Annotated in this window: 17 protein-coding genes; all 17 read left to right on the forward strand. The window is 37.6% G+C overall.

Annotated elements, in window-relative coordinates; translation table 11 throughout:
- Positions 1-61 precede the first annotated feature (61 nt).
- The 17 genes from scfB (at position 62) to O3607_RS00290 (ending at position 17,685) form a co-directional block, all read left to right on the forward strand.
- Entirely contained in the window at positions 62-1,471 is a 1,410-nt protein-coding gene (gene scfB / locus O3607_RS00210; protein ID WP_371443140.1) for a thioether cross-link-forming SCIFF peptide maturase, read from the forward strand.
- Between the two features lie 35 nt (positions 1,472-1,506).
- The gene (gene hypF / locus O3607_RS00215; RefSeq protein ID WP_371443141.1) at positions 1,507-3,786 is read left to right on the forward strand and encodes a carbamoyltransferase HypF; all 2,280 of its coding nucleotides are present in this window, start codon (positions 1,507-1,509) and stop codon (positions 3,784-3,786) included.
- A 143-nt stretch (positions 3,787-3,929) separates the two neighbouring features.
- Positions 3,930-4,181 carry a HypC/HybG/HupF family hydrogenase formation chaperone gene (locus O3607_RS00220; protein WP_005387071.1) on the forward strand — a complete coding sequence of 84 codons (252 nt, stop codon included), beginning with the start codon at positions 3,930-3,932 and terminating at the stop codon, positions 4,179-4,181.
- Positions 4,141-5,259 carry a hydrogenase formation protein HypD gene (hypD, locus tag O3607_RS00225; protein ID WP_371443142.1) on the forward strand — a complete coding sequence of 373 codons (1,119 nt, stop codon included), beginning with the start codon at positions 4,141-4,143 and terminating at the stop codon, positions 5,257-5,259. The genes O3607_RS00220 and hypD overlap by 41 nt, the downstream gene beginning before the upstream one ends.
- 1 nt (position 5,260) lies before the next feature.
- Positions 5,261-6,268, forward strand: coding sequence for a hydrogenase expression/formation protein HypE (gene hypE / locus O3607_RS00230; RefSeq protein WP_371443143.1), 1,008 nt, complete (start codon positions 5,261-5,263; stop codon positions 6,266-6,268).
- A gap of 258 nt (positions 6,269-6,526) precedes the next feature.
- Positions 6,527-6,973 (forward strand): hypothetical protein, encoded by a 447-nt coding sequence (locus O3607_RS00235; RefSeq protein ID WP_005387067.1) that lies wholly within the window; start codon positions 6,527-6,529, stop codon positions 6,971-6,973.
- A 108-nt stretch (positions 6,974-7,081) separates the two neighbouring features.
- Positions 7,082-8,200, forward strand: a complete 1,119-nt coding sequence (locus O3607_RS00240) for a hypothetical protein (RefSeq protein ID WP_060924793.1) — start codon at positions 7,082-7,084, stop codon at positions 8,198-8,200.
- 37 nt (positions 8,201-8,237) lie between these two features.
- A complete protein-coding gene (locus tag O3607_RS00245) occupies positions 8,238-9,791 on the forward strand; it encodes an LptA/OstA family protein (protein ID WP_371443144.1) in 1,554 nt (517 codons plus the stop codon).
- A 13-nt stretch (positions 9,792-9,804) separates the two neighbouring features.
- A complete protein-coding gene (gene galU, locus O3607_RS00250; protein ID WP_024065493.1) occupies positions 9,805-10,668 on the forward strand; it encodes a UTP--glucose-1-phosphate uridylyltransferase GalU in 864 nt (287 codons plus the stop codon).
- A gap of 189 nt (positions 10,669-10,857) precedes the next feature.
- Positions 10,858-11,424 carry a hypothetical protein gene (locus O3607_RS00255; RefSeq protein WP_349224278.1) on the forward strand — a complete coding sequence of 189 codons (567 nt, stop codon included), beginning with the start codon at positions 10,858-10,860 and terminating at the stop codon, positions 11,422-11,424.
- Between the two features lie 8 nt (positions 11,425-11,432).
- Positions 11,433-11,945, forward strand: coding sequence for a biotin transporter BioY (locus O3607_RS00260; protein WP_371443145.1), 513 nt, complete (start codon positions 11,433-11,435; stop codon positions 11,943-11,945).
- A gap of 66 nt (positions 11,946-12,011) precedes the next feature.
- Positions 12,012-13,118 (forward strand): thiolase family protein, encoded by a 1,107-nt coding sequence (locus tag O3607_RS00265; protein ID WP_371443146.1) that lies wholly within the window; start codon positions 12,012-12,014, stop codon positions 13,116-13,118.
- Between the two features lies 1 nt (position 13,119).
- The gene (locus O3607_RS00270) at positions 13,120-14,415 is read left to right on the forward strand and encodes an AMP-binding protein (RefSeq protein ID WP_371443147.1); all 1,296 of its coding nucleotides are present in this window, start codon (positions 13,120-13,122) and stop codon (positions 14,413-14,415) included.
- Between the two features lie 27 nt (positions 14,416-14,442).
- A complete protein-coding gene (locus tag O3607_RS00275; protein ID WP_371443148.1) occupies positions 14,443-15,441 on the forward strand; it encodes a nucleoid-associated protein in 999 nt (332 codons plus the stop codon).
- A gap of 86 nt (positions 15,442-15,527) precedes the next feature.
- On the forward strand, positions 15,528-16,019 hold the full coding sequence (ybaK, locus tag O3607_RS00280; RefSeq protein ID WP_213466997.1) for a Cys-tRNA(Pro) deacylase: 492 nt from the start codon (positions 15,528-15,530) through the stop codon (positions 16,017-16,019).
- Between the two features lie 9 nt (positions 16,020-16,028).
- On the forward strand, positions 16,029-16,739 hold the full coding sequence (locus tag O3607_RS00285) for a viroplasmin family protein (protein ID WP_371443149.1): 711 nt from the start codon (positions 16,029-16,031) through the stop codon (positions 16,737-16,739).
- A 22-nt stretch (positions 16,740-16,761) separates the two neighbouring features.
- Complete coding sequence (locus tag O3607_RS00290) at positions 16,762-17,685, forward strand: NAD-dependent epimerase/dehydratase family protein (RefSeq protein ID WP_060924785.1); 924 nt, start codon at positions 16,762-16,764, stop codon at positions 17,683-17,685.
- Positions 17,686-17,699 lie beyond the last annotated feature (14 nt).

Genomic DNA, 17,699 nt, shown 5'->3' on the forward strand with positions numbered 1-17,699 from the left:
ACAATTATCTAGAAAGTTCTATATAGTAGAACTTTTACCATACATAATAATTGGAGGTACCATGTTAGAATTAAAACCAATGATCCATAAGTTTCGGATGAAGGATAACTATTACTGCTTAGATGTTAATAGTGGTATTATTCACGTTATCGACGAACTCATTGATAGAGTTCTTGACATATATGATGGCACTAATCGCGATGCAGTACATGCTGCATTAGATGCTAAGGAAGATGCCGTAGAACTTGATGAGATTATGGATGAGTTAGATGAGCTCATTAAAGCAGAGCAATTGTTTGCTCCGATGAGTAGAGAGTTTAAACTTGTAGTAGGTGAAAAACCTATTGTTAAGGCATTATGCTTAAATATTGCTCATGATTGTAATTTAGCATGTAAATACTGTTTTGCCAGCCAAGGTGATTACGGCGGTGTAAAACGTGAATTAATGAGTTTTGATGTGGCGAAGCGTGCAGTGGACTTCCTCATTAAAATGAGCGGCCCTCGTCAACATTGTGAAATAGACTTCTTTGGTGGAGAACCTTTATTGAACTGGGATGTTGTTAAACAAACAGTTGAATATATTGAATCCATTCAAGAAAAGCACAATAAGATTTTCAAGCTTACATTGACTACAAATGGCATGCTCTTAACACAAGATAAAATCGACTATGTAAACGAACATAAGATGAGCCTTGTATTATCTTTGGATGGTCGTGAATCTGTACATAATGCGATGCGTCCTGTAGCTGGTAGTGGTGCGGAATCTTACAAATATATTGCTAAAAACCTTATCAATGCGGTAAAACAACGCCATGGTCTTGAATACTACGTACGTGGTACGTATACACATAAAAACTTAGACTTTACAAAAGACGTTATGGCTATGTCTGATCTTGGCTTCGAACATTTATCCATGGAGCCTGTAGTAGGTGAAGAGGGGGACTATGTTCTTCGCGAAGAGGATTGGCCTGTATTGGAAAAAGAATATGAAAAATTAGCAGATATTTATTTACAACGTCAATTAGATGGTTGGGGCGAGAAGTTTAACTTCTTCCACTTCCGTATGGATTTGTATCGCGGTCCATGTATGGCTAAACGCCTTCGTGGTTGTGGGGCAGGTCATGAATATATGGCAATTGTTCCAAATGGCGATATTTACCCATGTCATCAATTCGTAGGTAAAGATGGATATGTGCTTGGCAATGTGTATGATGGATTACAAAATACAGAAATTCCTAAAGACTTCCGTAATACACATGTATTCTCTAAACCAACTTGTGCTGAATGTTGGGCGAAATTCTTCTGTTCTGGTGGTTGTCATGCTAACAACATTACATTAGGTGGCGATTTAGAAACACCTTATGAATTTGGCTGCCGCTTACAAAAGAAACGTATTGAATGCGCTATTATGATTCAAGCCGAGTTAGAACAAGCTGGCATTGATGGCAGTATTCCTGTAGCATTAGGTTAATAGCCATTAATTCTCCGTCTATAGTAGGAGTTTATATGAAACAAAATAGTAATCAAACTATAGAACGCTGGGGAATTCGTTATACCGGTATAGTTCAAGGGGTCGGATTCCGGCCCCTTGTTTCTATGTGGGCACATTCCCTAGGTTTAACAGGTTTTGTATATAATGATAGCCAAGGTGTTTACGTCGAGATACAAGGTTGTACTAGTGATTTGCAGTTGTTTTTAGATGCGATTCAAGATGACCAACCTCGATTGTGCCGCATTACAAGTCAACGGGTAGAACATCTTACTATACAAAACAATGAAGTTGAGTTCTCTGTGAAGCCCTCTCCATTAGGTGAAGAGGTTAGTACGTTTATTAGTGCTGATACAGCGCCATGTGATGACTGTCTTAAAGAACTAGAACGGGACAAGCGTAGGAAAGAATATCCTTTTATTAATTGCACAAATTGTGGCCCTCGGTATACGATTATTAAATCTCTACCTTATGATCGTGAGCGAACTACAATGGATGAGTTTCCTATGTGTGAAGCTTGTAAGGCTGAATATGAGGATATAGAGGGGCGTCGTTATCGTGCTGAACCTAATGCATGTTCTCTTTGTGGGCCGCATTATACTCTATATAAACCTAATCGTACGGTTGTAGATACAGTAAATGTATGGAATACAACCCGTGAATTAATTAACGAAGGTAGTATTATCGCTATTAAGGGGATTGGCGGCTATCATTTAGTTTGTGATGCTCGAAATGATGTAGCGGTCCAACGCTTACGTAAGCGTAAAAACAGACCACATAAACCACTAGCAATTATGGTAGGGTCTCTAGATACGGCAATCGAGCTAGTCCATCTTAGTGATGTAGAACTAGATATTTTGACTGGAATGGAACGTCCTATCGTATTATTAGAAAGAAATCACGATAGTTTAGTCCATTTGAGTACCCATGTAGCGCCAGATAATCATATGCTTGGTGTAATGTTACCATATACACCGATGCATGAGGTACTATTACCATCAGATGCGGCGTGGGTCATGACGAGCGGCAATCGTAGCGGTGATCCCGTTTTATATGATGATAATCAAGCATTTGAAGAGTTAGGGGCAGTTGCTGATTATTTTTTAGTCCATAATCGGAAAATTTATGCACCTCTCGATGATTCTGTTGTAACTGTTATTCATAAGAAACCTCGATTTATTCGTCGTAGTCGTGGCTATGTACCAGAACCTATTCATTGTGAAATTTCAGGGCAAACTTCGATATTAGCCATGGGGAGTGATTTAAAAAATGCTTTCGCTATGAATAAAGGTTCTGAAGTTCTTGTAGGACCACATATTGGTGATCTACAGAATGCATCCACTCATGCAACTTTGGAGTGGACTATTGACCGATATGAGAAATTATTTTCTATACAACCAGAGAAAATTATGGTAGATAGTCATCCTCAATTTTTCTCTTCTCACTTAGGGGAACGTATTGGTAAAAGTTCACAGATTTCTGTTATACCTGTCCAACATCATCATGCTCATATCGCATCAGTTATGGCAGAACACAATCTAGAAGGGCCTGTTCTTGGAATTGCCATGGATGGTACAGGATATGGTCCAGATGGAAGCGTATGGGGCGGTGAATTTCTCCTTTGTAAAGGTAACGAATATCAGCGATTAGCTCATATCCATGAAGCGCCGTTACCAGGTGGAGAAAAAGCGGTTTCTGAACCATGGCGTCAAGCCTTATGGTATATCAGAAATTATTATGGTAATGATATTCCCCCTGTTTACCAAGATTGGATGAATAGGCTACCTAAAGGTTGGGAAATATTAGATAAAGCATTACAATCTACAATGCCTATGATTCAAGCAACGAGCTGTGGACGTTTATTTGATGCAGTAGGTTCTCTTTTAGGACTAGGCATGATTCATACCTATGATGCGCAAATTGCTATTGCATTAGAATCTTTATGTGGTGATGAAAAAGGCATATTGCTTGATTATAACTATGACGGTCGAATTCTTGATTTTACTCCAACTGTTCAATCTATTATGGATGGTGTCGTTAAAGGTGAATCTAGAGCTCATCTTGCAGTATCATTCCATAAAACAGTTGCCATTGCATTATGTGAAACTTCAGCCGATTTAATGGAGCGATATAATATTAGTGATGCGGCCATATCAGGCGGTGTATTTCAAAATCGCAAATTAGTAGAGTTAATATATCGCGCTTGGCATGTAGGCAATTTATATATGAATGAGGCTGTTCCTTCCAATGATGGGGGCTTAGCACTCGGCCAATTATGGATTGGTAATCAGAAATAGTTATATACTCATGTAGCTAGTATCACTTAATGAATACTATAATTGTGATACAATAATATTAGAAATATTTATATATAATGAGTTTACTTACATAAAAGTAAACTTATAGAATTTGTTATTAAAGTAATATATAAGGAGATAATATGTGCTTAGCTGTACCAGCACAGTTAGTAGCTGTGAATGATGTTATTGGCACTGTAGAATTAACAGGTGCCACCCGTGACTGCAGCTTACTCCTCGTACCAGAAGCAAAGGTAGGGGACTGGTTGTTAGTCCATGCAGGTTTTGCTGTACAAATTGTTGATGAAGAAGAGGCACAAAAAACATTAGAGGCCTTTAAGGAGCTAGAAGAACTTGAAGAAGCTTACTTTGCAGGAAAAGCAGAACAGTGCTGATGCATTGTTAAAACGTATCAATGCTCTTCATAAGCCAGGGGAAACCGTGAGACTTATGGAGGTTTGTGGTACACATACTGTATCGATTTTCCGTGAAGGTCTTCGTCAGTTATTGCCAAGTGGCATTGAACTTGTTAGTGGACCAGGATGTCCTGTATGTGTAACGGATCAAACGTATATGGATAAGGCTTTGGCTTATGCTGAACGTGATGATGTTATTATTGCAACCTTTGGGGATATGTTAAAGGTGCCAGGTAGTTATAGTAGTCTTAGTGAAGCTCAAACAAAGGGCGCGCATATCCATGTTATTTATACGCCTTTAGAGGTAGTAGAACTTAGTAAGAAATATCCGGAAAAGAAAATCGTATTTTTAGCCATAGGTTTTGAAACGACTATTGCCGTTATTTGTGCAACAGTAAAAGCAGTTCATGCAGCAGGCTTGAAGAACGTGTTCTTCCTTGTATCTCATAAATTAGTGCCTCCTGCATTGCGAGCTTTATTAGATAAACAAGAAGGTCATATTGATGGTTTTATTTTGCCGGGTCATGTGAGTGTTATTATCGGAGAAGAACCATATCAATTCTTACCTAAAGAGTATCACATACCATCATGTATTGCTGGTTTTGATGGACTTGAAATTTTATCTGCTATAGCAAATATTTTAGAGCAACGAAAAACTAGTAATTTTATAGTAGGCAATACATATCATTCTGTAGTTATGCAGAAGGGTAATCCCGTAGCGCAAGCGATGATCAAAGAGGTATATGATGTATGTGATGATGCGTGGCGTGGTATAGGTGTCATTCCAAATTCTGGTTTAAGATTAAAGGACGAATATGCAGCCTATGATGTAGAACGTGCATTACCTATCCATCTTGAACGACCTTCTCTTGATCCGAAGGGTTGTCAATGTGGCCGTGTATTGCAAGGTCTTATTAAACCGAGTGAATGTCCATTGTTTGGTAAAAGTTGTACTGCTGACCATCCAGTTGGTGCCTGCATGGTATCTGTAGAAGGTAGTTGTGCTGCATGGTATAAATATGGTTATTCCAGTGGTGGATCGACGTGGGAGGATTAATATGGAGCGAGTTCGCTTAGTCCATGGAAACGGTGGTCGATATAGTCATGAGTTGACCGAGCGTTTTATTTTGAAATATTTTACAAATGATTTATTAGCTCCTTTACACGATGGTGCTCAATTTCCCGTTACAGCAGGACGTATGGCGTTCTCTACAGATTCCTATGTAGTACAACCAGCGTTTTTCCCTGGCGGAAATATTGGTAAATTAGCTGTATGTGGTACAGTGAATGATTTAGCTATGAATGGTGCTATTCCACAATACTTGAGTTGTGGGCTCATTTTAGAAGAAGGCCTTGCCTTTAATGAGTTAGATGAAATCCTTCATACCATGTCAGACATGGCAAAAACTGCAAATGTACAAATTGTTACAGGAGACACTAAGGTTGTTAAAAAGGGTGAGGTAGACAAAATCTACATAAATACTGCGGGGATTGGTATGATTCCAACAGGGATAGATATTGGTCCACATCGCGTAAAGCCGGGAATGGATGTTATCTTATCTGGTGCTATAGGGGATCATTCTATTGCTGTTATGGGACAACGGTTTGGATTAGACCTATCTGATTCTTTAAAAACTGACTGTGCCCCTTTAAACAATATGGTTCATGCCGTACTTGATAAAGTGGGGCCTCAAGTGGCTCTATTGCGAGATCCTACACGTGGTGGTTTAGGTACTGTTTTAAAAGAAATTGCAGACCAAAGTCAAGTTGGTATTAAGGTAGACGAAGCAGCTATACCGGTTCACGCTGAAGTGCAATCTGTTTGTGATATTTTAGGGTATGATCCATTATATTTAGCCAATGAAGGTAAGGTAGTGCTTGTGGTAGACCCATCGGTTACTGATGAAGTTTTATCTATTCTTCGTGGCTTTGAAGAAGGTAAAGAAGCTGTATTAATCGGTAAAACATTAGATAAAAATATTGGCAAGGTTGGCTTGCAAACCGCAATTGGTGGTGTCCGTTTAATTGATTTGTTAGGTGAAGATCAAGTTCCTCGTATCTGCTAATTATATAGACTAAGATTATTTTATATTTAGCTGATTTTATATGTATAAAAAGAATTTTTGTACTTATAGATTGTGAAGAATAGTAGATGTTGACAATAATCTTTTAGGATAGTAGTATTAAATTAAGTTGTGTAAAATTCATTGATTGTTCATCGGACTTTTATACAATGCTAGTATCTTTATGTGTAAGTTCTTATACTTTCACTAGAATCTATGTATAGAATTTGTTAAAATATAAGTATCTATAGGAGGCTTATTATGAAAAAGAAGATTATTACAGCTGTTCTAGGGATTTGTTTAACTACAACTGCATTTGGTGGCATCTTGACTACTCAAGCTGGCGGTCTTAGCAGTATTCTTGGTGGTGCAGCTAAAATTGGTGGTATCGGTATTGTTATCAATAAATTCGGTCCTCAAATTGACTCTTTCTTAAATAAATTATTGAAACAAAATAACTTAAGCACAGAGTACACAACTAAAGTTGTACCTATCATTAGTATTGGTACAAAAGGTTATATTGGTGCTGCTCAAGTAACTGGCCCAGCATCTAGCATTGAACAAGTTAAAGCGGTTGCTCAAGTTGAAGGTAGCTTTAACGGTATGGTTCGTGTAAAAGGTTTAGTACCAGTTGATAGCACAAACCCAGTTGGTGCATCTCGTGTTCAAGGCGTAGGTGTATCTGCGATTATCGATTTGAAAATTTAATGGCCACTGAGCATATAAAATAGTAGACTCAGGGAATAAGCACGGTCTTAGGCCCGTGCTTATTCTGTTGTATAACAGTTATACATTAGATACGTTGTGGAGGAATTTATGAAGAAGCAAGTACTTACACTTTTAATGGCATCCTTGATTTCAGGCACTGCGTTTGCTGCTCCTGGTACAGTTACAGAAAAAACAAATGTTTTAGAAACTACTGTATATGGCGCTGTACAAGATGGTGCTGTAGTGGACCGCATTAATCAACTTGATGAAACCGTGTATGGTACTGGTTTCAATGGCAATTCTGCTACATTGAGCAAACGTGTCGATTCCCTTTATAACTCCGTAGAAGGTAGCGGCACAAATATTTCTTTGCGCGAAGAAATGGACGCACTTGAATATTCATATCAAAATAGCATTAATGCAGGTTCTCTTGTTGATCGTGTAGAAAAGATGGAACGTAGCGTTAATGGTCGTATTGGTAGTGGCTCTTTACAAAAACGTATCATTTCTTTAAAAACAAAAGTATATGGCAGCAATGTAACGCTCACAAATCAAGTGGGTACATTAGCTGGCAACCAAGTTTTCAAAGTTACATTGAATGATGCTGTTTCTTCAAAAACTAGCCATGAAGGCGACACTGTTGCTTTCACAGTAGCTGAAAATGTTATGGATGGCAATGTGTTATTAGTTCCGGCAGGTACAGTAGGTTCTGGTACAATTACTTCTTTGAAAAAGGCCCGTTCCTTTGGTCGTAATGGTGTATTAGATATTACATTTGATACTATTCCTGCTATCGATGGTACAGAATTCACTGCTGTACAAGGTAAAGAAGCTAAAGACAAAACTCGTAATGAAGTAAAAGCTGCAGGTGCATCCGTAGCTGGTGCTGTTTTACTTGGACCGGTAGGTTTAGTAGGTGGCGCTTTTGTTAAGGGGAAAAATATTGAGTACCCTGCTGGTGCAACAATTTATGTACAACCTCAAGATTCTGTAACAATTCAAGGTCTTGTAATTGGTGGTGACGGTTTGGCTCATAGTGATGATGAATTGGCTGAAGCTGTAACTGTACCGAATGCAGCAGATGAATCTGAAGAAACTGTAGATACTAATGAAGCGGCTGTTGATGAAAATGAAACAACAACAGAGGAACCAGCAGCAGTAGAAGAACAAGAAGAGCAAGTAGAAAATGTTTCTCAACCTATCGTAGTTGTAAAGCGTAATCAATAATTAACAAATTCTTAAAGCAAGAGGAGTTCTAGTAACCATGAGGAAACGTAAAGTACAATGGCTGGCAGCGGCATGTGTTTTCTGTTTAGCACAACCAGTATGGGCCGCTACAGAGTCAACTACGGTATATCAAGATCAATTGGATAGCGTTGATCAATCCTATCTTGGAGAAATCTCTAAAGCATCTACACCTGACAATAGTAATATCCGTGTTGTACGTCGTGGTGAAAAGGCAAAGTCTGCTCAACCTACAGAACAGTTGCCGACTCGTATTGATGCAGATAAAATGTCCTATACAGGGTCCACTGGTGATGTATATGCACAAGGTGATGTAGTAGTGACTCAAGGTAATCAAACTTTGATGTCTCCGCGTATAGAAGGTAATACGAAAACTACAGAATATCGTACTGTTGGTGGATATCGCTTTTTAGAAAATGGCGGTAAAACTAAGGATATTACAGGTCAAAATATGACATATCGTACTAGTGACCACCATTTTACAGCCGATCAAGCTTTTGGTTGGAATGACCCTTACTATGTAAAAGGGCAAAATGCTACATTTGATGGTGAAACTGGTTATATGGAAAAAGGCATGGTTACCACTAAACATGCGATGGCTTTTAAACATACACCTGACTATCGTGTAGAAGGTCAAGATATCAAGGTATATCCTGGCGATAAAGTAGTTATCAAAAAACCATCCTTCTATATTAAAAACTTCAAGGTTTTATCTTTGCCTTCTTATACAGCATCCCTTCGTCATGATAAAGAGGGTAAATTTAGTATTTTCTCCTTGGTTCCAAAACCTACATATAGTAGTGATGATGGCATTGGTTTGCATGGTAGTACAGAGTATCCAATCGGTAAGCATGGTGAAGCCTATATTGATTATCGTTGGTATTCAAAGTCTGGTTTTAAACCAAAAGTAGGCTATAGACATTATTTGCCTTGGGCTACTGCATCCATAGGTTATAGTAAAGAATCTAATGAGTATAACGATGAAACTGTATGGGTAGAAAAGATTGGTGAAGCTCGTTTAGATACTCATACATATCATGTTGGTAAATCTCCTGTTACTGTACGTGGTGGTGTAAACGCGGGCTATTGGAAAGAGGGTTCTGTAAAAGGTTCTCATAAAGAGTATTATACAGAAGTATCTCATGATCCAATTAAGCTTTGGAAAAATGCAGATTTACGTTTCTTAGGTGGTTACCAACGAGATTATTATGGTTATAATGGTACGATTCGTAGCATGCCTTATTGGGGCGCTCGTTTCCAATCTAAAGTGGGAAATCGTGCTAATGTATGGGTTAGTTATAATCAACGTAATATTTCTTATAACAACTCTCCATATCGATTCGATACGACAGAGCTTCCAAAAGAACTCATCTATGGTGGTAGCTATAAATTAACTCGTCTAGATGACCTCTCTGTAAGCGTAAAAACCAATATGATGAGTGGGGATATTGATTCTGTGTACTATACATGGCATCGTGATTTGCATTCCTTTGATATGTATTTGACATATAAAGATGCTCATAGAAGCAACAATGATCAATGGAAGATCAAATTTGTTGGCAAAGACTTTTAATTAGGAGATAATTATGCAACGTATTAGAAAGGCCGTTATTCCAGCAGCTGGCTTTGGTACACGGTTCTTACCAGCTACTAAAGCACAACCAAAGGAAATGCTTCCTATTGTAGATACACCAGCTATCCAATATATTGTGAAAGAAGCACTAGATTCTGGTATTGAAGAAATCCTAATCATTACAGGTCGTAATAAACGTGCTATTGAAGACCATTTCGATAGCAGTGTTGAATTAGAATTATTGTTACAAAGCCAAGGTAAAAATAAACAGTTGGCTATGATTAAGGATTTAGCAGATATTAAGGTTCACTTTATCCGCCAAAAGGCGCCACGTGGTCTTGGTGATGCTGTACTATGTGCTAAAGCCTTTATTGGTGATGAACCATTTGCTGTGTTGCTTGGTGATGATATTGTATATAATCCTGAAAATCCATGCCTTAAACAGTTAATTGAGTGTTACGATGAACATCCTGGTATTATCTTAGGGGCTCAATTTGTACCAGAGGATAAAGTTAGCTCTTATGGTATCGTATCTGGTGAAGCATTGGCTGATAATTTATATCGCGTTCATAACTTGGTTGAAAAACCTAAGCAAGAAGATGCTCCATCTAGACTTGCTGTATTAGGTCGTTATATTTTAACTCCAGATATTTTCAATATTTTGGAAAATACAAAACCAGGCGTAGGTAATGAGGTTCAATTGACTGATGCGTTAGCAGCATCTAAAACTGACACGTATGCATTGGCCTATGAAGGCATTCGTTACGATACAGGTGATAAACTAGGTTACTTGAAAGCTACTGTTGAGTATGCATTGCGCAATGAAGAATTAGGTGAAAACTTCAAGGCATACTTAAAAGAGCTAGATCTTAAATAACAAATCTATAAGATTTAACCTTATGAAAGAACCTATGATATATCATGGGTTCTTTTCTTTTGGTAGTACATTTAGCTAATATAGATATATTATTTTATATTTGTTAACAAATGGATAATGACTTTTGTTGACGAATGAAAAGATGTTGATTATAATCAATTTATTGAATAAATAAAGGACTGTGATTATATGAGATCGCTCTTTAAAACATTATGTAATAATGATTTTGGATTACCAGGACATAGTATTATTAAGCATATGCATTATGATGCTTCAGGAAGTGATCAATCTATCTGTGGTATTTTATATCAAATCGCTAAAACTACTACAATTGGTATTCTAGATAAATCAGGTTTTTTAATGGTTGATTTACGACCGGTGCCGAGACAATTTCGTATCCGTTCTACCATTCATCAAGAGGAAAATGAGCGTACTATATCTTTCTCTAAGGATGATATAGTGCGATTTGTAAACGATATTAATGATACTAATGAGATTCATCGTGAGCCTCCTTATGTAGTACCGGGATGCATGATTTTAGAAAATTTATGGAATTATTGGAACATTAGTAAATCTGCACAGCAGATGGCAATTTATTTTCATGCACCTGTTATAGCAGATGATATGGTAACTTTGGTGGAAAATTCTGAAGATGCTCATGTAGAAGGATATGTAGGAGATACACTGGCTTTTTCCGCTACTTTTTTTGGTGAAAATGAAGATTTATCATCTTTAAAACAAAGATCTATTAGTTAGAGGTAATTATGGAAGCAAGACGTTTAACAAAAATGGCTTTATTGACAGCCTTATTATGTATTTCAGCATATATTTCGTTTCCATTGCCATTTAGTCCGGCAATGGTAACCGCATTGACTTTGGTGGCGACATTAACAGGCTTATTATTGCAACCAAAGGATGCTTTTATAGTATTTGTCGTGTATGTTCTGCTAGGAGCCGTTGGTCTACCTGTATTCGTTGGGGGGACGGCTGGTCTTGGTAAATTATTGGGACCTACAGGGGGCTTTATCTTCTCTTGGCCAATAGCATATACTTTACTAAGTGTATTTAAAGGGTCTAAAAAGAGCTTTTTCTCTTATGCATGGCGCTCTCTTGTAATTACAATTCCTGTAGTATACCTATTTGGGGTGGCAGGCTTTATGATTGTTACTAAAACAGAACTTTGGGCGGCGTTGCCTGTAGTTATGTTCCCATTTATTCCTGGGGATATCATAAAATGTCTCGTTGCATCCTGGCTAGCAACTAAAATTAAAATTTAGCATGTAATAATGAAAAGAGGCATTCCTTGTGGTGCCTCTTTTGTGCATTTTGTTATAGGAGCTTATATGTCAGTATATATTCAAGGTGGGCTTAGAAGCCCTATAGGCGTGTTAAACGGCCAATATAAAAATACAAGACCTGAGATATTGGGTGCACAATTGATTAATGAGTTAATTAAAGGACATGAAATTAACTCTGTTGATGGTATTTTTTGTGGTAATGCAGTTGGTACAGGTGGAAATATTGGACGATTAATGGGGTTAATGTCTAATTTATCGGTATCGACGCCTGCTGTAACAATTGATATGCAATGCGCATCAGCATTGATGAGTATTGAAATGGCCTATACACATATTGCGTCAGGCGTGATGAATTCTGCTATTGCTGGTGGTATTGAAAGCTCTTCATTACAACCAGATCGAATCTATGCAACTGAAGATGATCGAGACGGTTTATATAAGGTAGCTCAATTTACTCCTCAAGATCGGTCTCCTTTAGCTATGCTAGAAGGGGCAGAAAGAACCATCCATAAGCACAATATAACTAAGGAAGAGTTATATCCATATATTATTGGAAGTCATCAAAGAGCTACTAAGGCTTTAGATAATTCATTTTTGCAATCTTATATAATGCCTTTTTCTATAGATGGAAAAAAGTGTGTAGACGAATGTATTAGGCCAAAGATGAATGAAAAACTTTTATCTAGGATGAAACCTTTATTAGGTAAGGACTCTATTACAAATGCTGGCAATGCTTGTTTAACTCATGATGGTGCTGCTTTTGTATACATATCCAATGAAAAAGGGCCGTTTAGAATTCATAGTATCATGCCTTGGGCTGGAAATCCTCAGTTTAGTCCAGAAGGTGCTCTTGAAAGTACTAAAGCTATTTTAAAACGGACAGATTTGACCATGGATGATATGGACGTGGTGGAATGGAATGAAGCCTTCGCCATCATTGATGCTCTCTTCGATAAGTCCTACCCTGATCATATGGGGAAATATAATATGCTTGGTGGTGCATTAGCCTATGGACATCCTTATGGCTGCTCTGGGGCTATTTTAGCCCTTCATTGCATGGCTGCTTTAGAATCCTGTAATGGTCGATACGGTTTATGTGCTATTGCTGGCGCAGGCGGTACAGGAACTGCTTTAATTATGGAACGAATGTAAAATGACAATTATTGAACGTTTACGACAATATAAAGAATTAGATCCTCACAAGATTGCTCTAATTGTAGATGATAAAAAGTATACATATGGTGATTTGTATGATGCTATTTTATCCATAGATATTAATGATACTAGTCGTATAGTAAATGTTGCTCAAACTAAAGAATCATCGAAACATATAGTTGCTTTAATTCAGAGTCAATCGTTTGTGGAACAATTGGTACAGTGGTTGGCGGGATTTTATACCGGTTATATTCCTATGGTATGCCATAACGAGATGGATACAGAATATGTTGAGGAATTGGCTCGTATTATAGCATATAAAGGGGTGGCACCTTTAGCTGACTTTGGCGTACTTACCTCTGGGACTACTGGGCGTCCAAAACCTTTGTGGCGTAGTGAAAGCTCATGGAGAGAGTTCTTTGATATCCAAAACGATATTTTTCATATAAACAAAGATACAAAAATATTCTTACATGGAAGCTTTAGTTTTACTGGTGTTAGTAATATGGTTATCGCTGTGCTATGGTCTGGAGGAACAGTTATTACAACGAGTTCGTTGCGCCCAAATCGATGGATACAGCTTATTGAAGAATATCAGGTGGACCATATATATGCATTACCAACAAAATTACGATTATTAGTACGTCATTGCAAAAGTAAAGTAGACTCTATTAACTATATCATCGGAGGATCACAAGTACTGGATCGACAGTTGATGGAACAGTTAGAACGAATATGTCCGAACATGGAGTTCATTCTTTATTATGGTGCATCTGAGCTTAACTATATAACATATTGTACAGGTAAAGAGTGGTTAGATAGAGAAGGTACTGTGGGAAGACCGTTTCCATCTGTCAAAATAGCAGAGCAGAACGGCGTTATTTATGTGACTACAAAGCATCATATTGAAGGCATTCCAGATACTTATACTGTAAATGATTGTGGCTATATAGATAGCGATGGATACCTTATGTTTAACGGACGACAAGGTGATGTCATCAATAAAGGGGGATATAAAATTTCTATTTCCGAAATGGAATTGTATTTACAATCCTTACAGGGCGTTTCTGAAGTGGCTGTTATTACGATTAATGATGATATACGTGGGGAAGACTTTGTTACTTATATGGTATTAGAGGATAATACTGAATTAAGTAAAATTATAGAAATTATTCATCACGAAAGACCTTCAGTTGAATGGCCAAAAGCAGTTCTAGAAATTCCTATGTTACCACTTACAGAATGCTCAAAAGTTGATAAACGAAAACTAAAAGAGTGGTATAATAAAGGGTAATCGTTTTTGCTATTATAAGGAGGCGTCATGCAGATTAACAAGGCGGCACTAGAGATTTTCGACTTTACGTCCTCTTTAGCCGTATACTCTGAACATGAATTAAAGGTTGGAGATCAAGCTATACAAGATTATATTGCCAATCATGTAGCTAAGGCGTTCAAAGATCCAGCTGCTAGAACAGGTACCTTGCATGATGCAAGTCCATTTGGTAAACAATTAGTTGATTATAAAAATGGAAATCTTAAGTTTATAGATTTATCTAAGAACTTAGGTGAAAGCTTGTTTACCTATATGAAACAAGCAACGGATTCTGTTGTTATTGATACGATTATCTGTGAAGCTATTACAGATGCATCTTATATCTGTATTCTTTTGTGCCAAGCTCATGATGCTTTTACACATCAACTATTTAGTGAAGATGATGGCAGCTTAGCCACAGAACTTGTTTCTCATAAGGCTGTGTTGCCGATGCCATCACAGAAATTACGAGCTTTTGCATCTATTAATCTACTTGATTTTAGTGTTCGTATTTTTGAACCGAAAGGTGAATTTGATGGTGAAGTATCCTATGTTTTAGCCGATAAGGTGTTACAATTAGGTACTAATCAATCCTCTCGAGATACGGTAAAAAAGGTAAAAGCCATTGTAGACAAGGTAGCTCAAGCATACGAATCGGACGGTGTTGTTGAATTGACGACGGCAAAGTCTATGATTGCTAAAAATGCTGAAGTATCTGATACAGTGGATCCTGTTCGTATTGTGGAAGAGGTATTTAAGGAGAATCCCGTTCAACAAGAGGCGGCTAAAAAGGAATTAGCTGATGCAGATATGATGAGGCCTCTACCTGTAAACCGTGAGTTTGCTACGAAGGTCGGTGAGCATCACAAAATTAAAACTGACACGGGAATCGAAATTTCATTTCCCGTAGAATATATGAAAAATCGTGAATTCATTGAAATTAAAACTAATGATGATGGAACGTTACGCATTGAATTGAAAAATATTAATAAAATTGTAAATAAATAAGAATAAGGCTATTTCTATTGATATATAGAAATTTATTATATATTGATAAGATTTATTTGTTACGCTAATATATAAGGTGGAATATAGTGAGTAAAGAGAAACATAAAAAAACAAACGCATTACGTATTTTAGACACCCATAAGGTTCCTTATAGTATTAGTGAATATGAGTGGTCTGAAGAGCGGGCAGCTGGTCTTCATGTAGTAGAGGCATTAGGGCTTGATGAAAAACAAGTTTTTAAAACATTAGTTGGTAAGGGCGACAAAACAGGATATGTAGTATTTTGCATTCCTGTTGTAGCTGAATTAGATATGAAACAAGCTGCTCGTGTCAGTCATAACAAGTCTGTAGAGCTTGTTCATGTCAAGGACCTGCTAGGTATTACGGGCTATCTACGAGGAGGATGTTCTCCAGTGGGAATGAAAAAATTATTTCCCACATATTTTGATGCTACTATGGAGCCTCAAGACTTTGTATATGTAAGTGCTGGTCTTCGAGGGATGCAAATGAAGGTAAATCCAAAAGATTTGGCATCTGTTGTTAATGCTGAATTTATAGCACTTACAATGGATCATTAAGAGGTACGTATGGCAAAGAAGTATTATGCAGTTCGTCAGGGTCGTGTACCAGGTGTATATACCACATGGGCTGACTGTGAGAAACAGGTAAAAGGCTTTGGTGGGGCTATCTACAAGTCTTTTCCTACGGAAGTAGAAGCTCGTGCCTTTGTAGAAGATTCAGGTTTATCCTTAAGTGATTTTATGAGCGCTCATAGGGGTGAATCAAAATCTTTGCAAGGGACAAAGAAGATAACTACAAAGGTTAGTTCTGGCATTCAAAATAAGGTATCCGCAGGTGAGGCAAAACCAGATTTTACTCACCGAAATCATGTAGTTGCTTATATTGATGGTAGTTATAATAAAGGGACTAATACCGTTGGCGCAGGTGGTGTTATCTTCTTGAATGGGACTAGAAAGACTTTTTCCATTCCCTCTACTGATGAACGATATACGGCTTTTTGGAATGTGTCTGGCGAGCTATTAGCTGCGATGTATGTTATGAAATATGCTGTTGATCATGGTATTCCTGAATGTTCCTTATATTATGATTATATGGGAATTGAAATGTGGGCTACCAAAAGATGGAAACGCAATAATGCACTAACTCAACAATATGCTGCATTTTATGATTCTATAAAAAATCGTGTGCGCGTACACTTTCACAAGGTGGCAGCACATACGGGTGATACATATAATGAAATGGCCGATGCACTAGCTAAACAAGGTGCAGGTATTTAGAAATATAAGAAGGGAGGGTACTATGAATATATGTGTTACAGGTGGGGCTGGATTTATTGGCTCTCATCTCGTTGATCGATTAATTGAATTAGGGCACAATGTGCTTGTTATAGATAATCTATCTACAGGTATGCGTTCTTTTGTACATGAGTCCGCTCAATTTATTGAGATGGATGTACGAGATCCAAAGCTAGTATCTATTTTTGAAGAATTTAAGCCCTCTATTGTATTCCATGAGGCTGCTCAAACTATGGTGCAGTCCTCAATGGAGAATCCTGGATATGACTGTGATGTTAATTTACTAGGGCTAATAAATGTACTTGATGCATGTCGTAAGGTGAAAGTTGAACAATTCTTAATGCCATCTTCGGCTGCTGTTTATGGGGACTTAGCAGTATTACCATTGACTGAAGAACTTAGTGGTATGCCATCATCCTTCTATGGGTTAACCAAGCTTACCGCAGAAGGATATTTGCGTATTTATCGTGAAGCTTTTGGATTAAATACAGTATGCTTTAGATATGCCAATGTATATGGACCACGTCAAGGTGATGGAGGTGAAGGCGGCGTTATAAGTATTTTCAATCGTTTAATTGTTGAAGGTAAGCCTTTAACCGTATATGGTGATGGGGAACAAACAAGAGACTTTATTTACGTAGAAGATGTGGTAGAAGCTAATATTAAGGCTATGGGAAATAATAACTGTACAGGTATTTATAACGTTTCTACCAATACGGGAACATCTGTAAATGAGTTGATTACGCGATTCAGAGCTATTAGTGGTGCCGACTTTATGGTTCATTATGAGGCTGAACGTATAGGTGATATCAAACATTCACGGTTAAGCAATGCAAAGGCGGAACGCGATTTTGGATTTGTAGCATCCACAACATTAGATGATGGCTTACAAAAAACATTAGAATATTTTAAGGCTCATCATAAGTAAAAAATATAAGGTTT

It is taken from the genome of Veillonella sp. 20925_1_51 (assembly GCF_041431445.1).
In the GTDB taxonomy this organism is placed as follows: domain Bacteria; phylum Bacillota; class Negativicutes; order Veillonellales; family Veillonellaceae; genus Veillonella; species Veillonella nakazawae.

Bases quoted from the DNA above. Each gene is read 5' to 3' on its own strand.
- scfB (WP_371443140.1), top strand. From the start codon at position 62: ATGTTAGAATTAAAACCAATGATCCATAAGTTTCGGATGAAGGATAAC.
- hypF (WP_371443141.1), top strand. From the start codon at position 1,507: ATGAAACAAAATAGTAATCAAACTATAGAACGCTGGGGAATTCGTTAT.
- O3607_RS00220 (WP_005387071.1), top strand. From the start codon at position 3,930: ATGTGCTTAGCTGTACCAGCACAGTTAGTAGCTGTGAATGATGTTATT.
- hypE (WP_371443143.1), top strand. From the start codon at position 5,261: ATGGAGCGAGTTCGCTTAGTCCATGGAAACGGTGGTCGATATAGTCAT.
- O3607_RS00235 (WP_005387067.1), top strand. From the start codon at position 6,527: ATGAAAAAGAAGATTATTACAGCTGTTCTAGGGATTTGTTTAACTACA.
- O3607_RS00240 (WP_060924793.1), top strand. From the start codon at position 7,082: ATGAAGAAGCAAGTACTTACACTTTTAATGGCATCCTTGATTTCAGGC.
- O3607_RS00245 (WP_371443144.1), top strand. From the start codon at position 8,238: ATGAGGAAACGTAAAGTACAATGGCTGGCAGCGGCATGTGTTTTCTGT.
- galU (WP_024065493.1), top strand. From the start codon at position 9,805: ATGCAACGTATTAGAAAGGCCGTTATTCCAGCAGCTGGCTTTGGTACA.
- O3607_RS00255 (WP_349224278.1), top strand. From the start codon at position 10,858: ATGAGATCGCTCTTTAAAACATTATGTAATAATGATTTTGGATTACCA.
- O3607_RS00260 (WP_371443145.1), top strand. From the start codon at position 11,433: ATGGAAGCAAGACGTTTAACAAAAATGGCTTTATTGACAGCCTTATTA.
- O3607_RS00265 (WP_371443146.1), top strand. From the start codon at position 12,012: ATGTCAGTATATATTCAAGGTGGGCTTAGAAGCCCTATAGGCGTGTTA.
- O3607_RS00270 (WP_371443147.1), top strand. From the start codon at position 13,120: ATGACAATTATTGAACGTTTACGACAATATAAAGAATTAGATCCTCAC.
- O3607_RS00275 (WP_371443148.1), top strand. From the start codon at position 14,443: ATGCAGATTAACAAGGCGGCACTAGAGATTTTCGACTTTACGTCCTCT.
- O3607_RS00285 (WP_371443149.1), top strand. From the start codon at position 16,029: ATGGCAAAGAAGTATTATGCAGTTCGTCAGGGTCGTGTACCAGGTGTA.
- O3607_RS00290 (WP_060924785.1), top strand. From the start codon at position 16,762: ATGAATATATGTGTTACAGGTGGGGCTGGATTTATTGGCTCTCATCTC.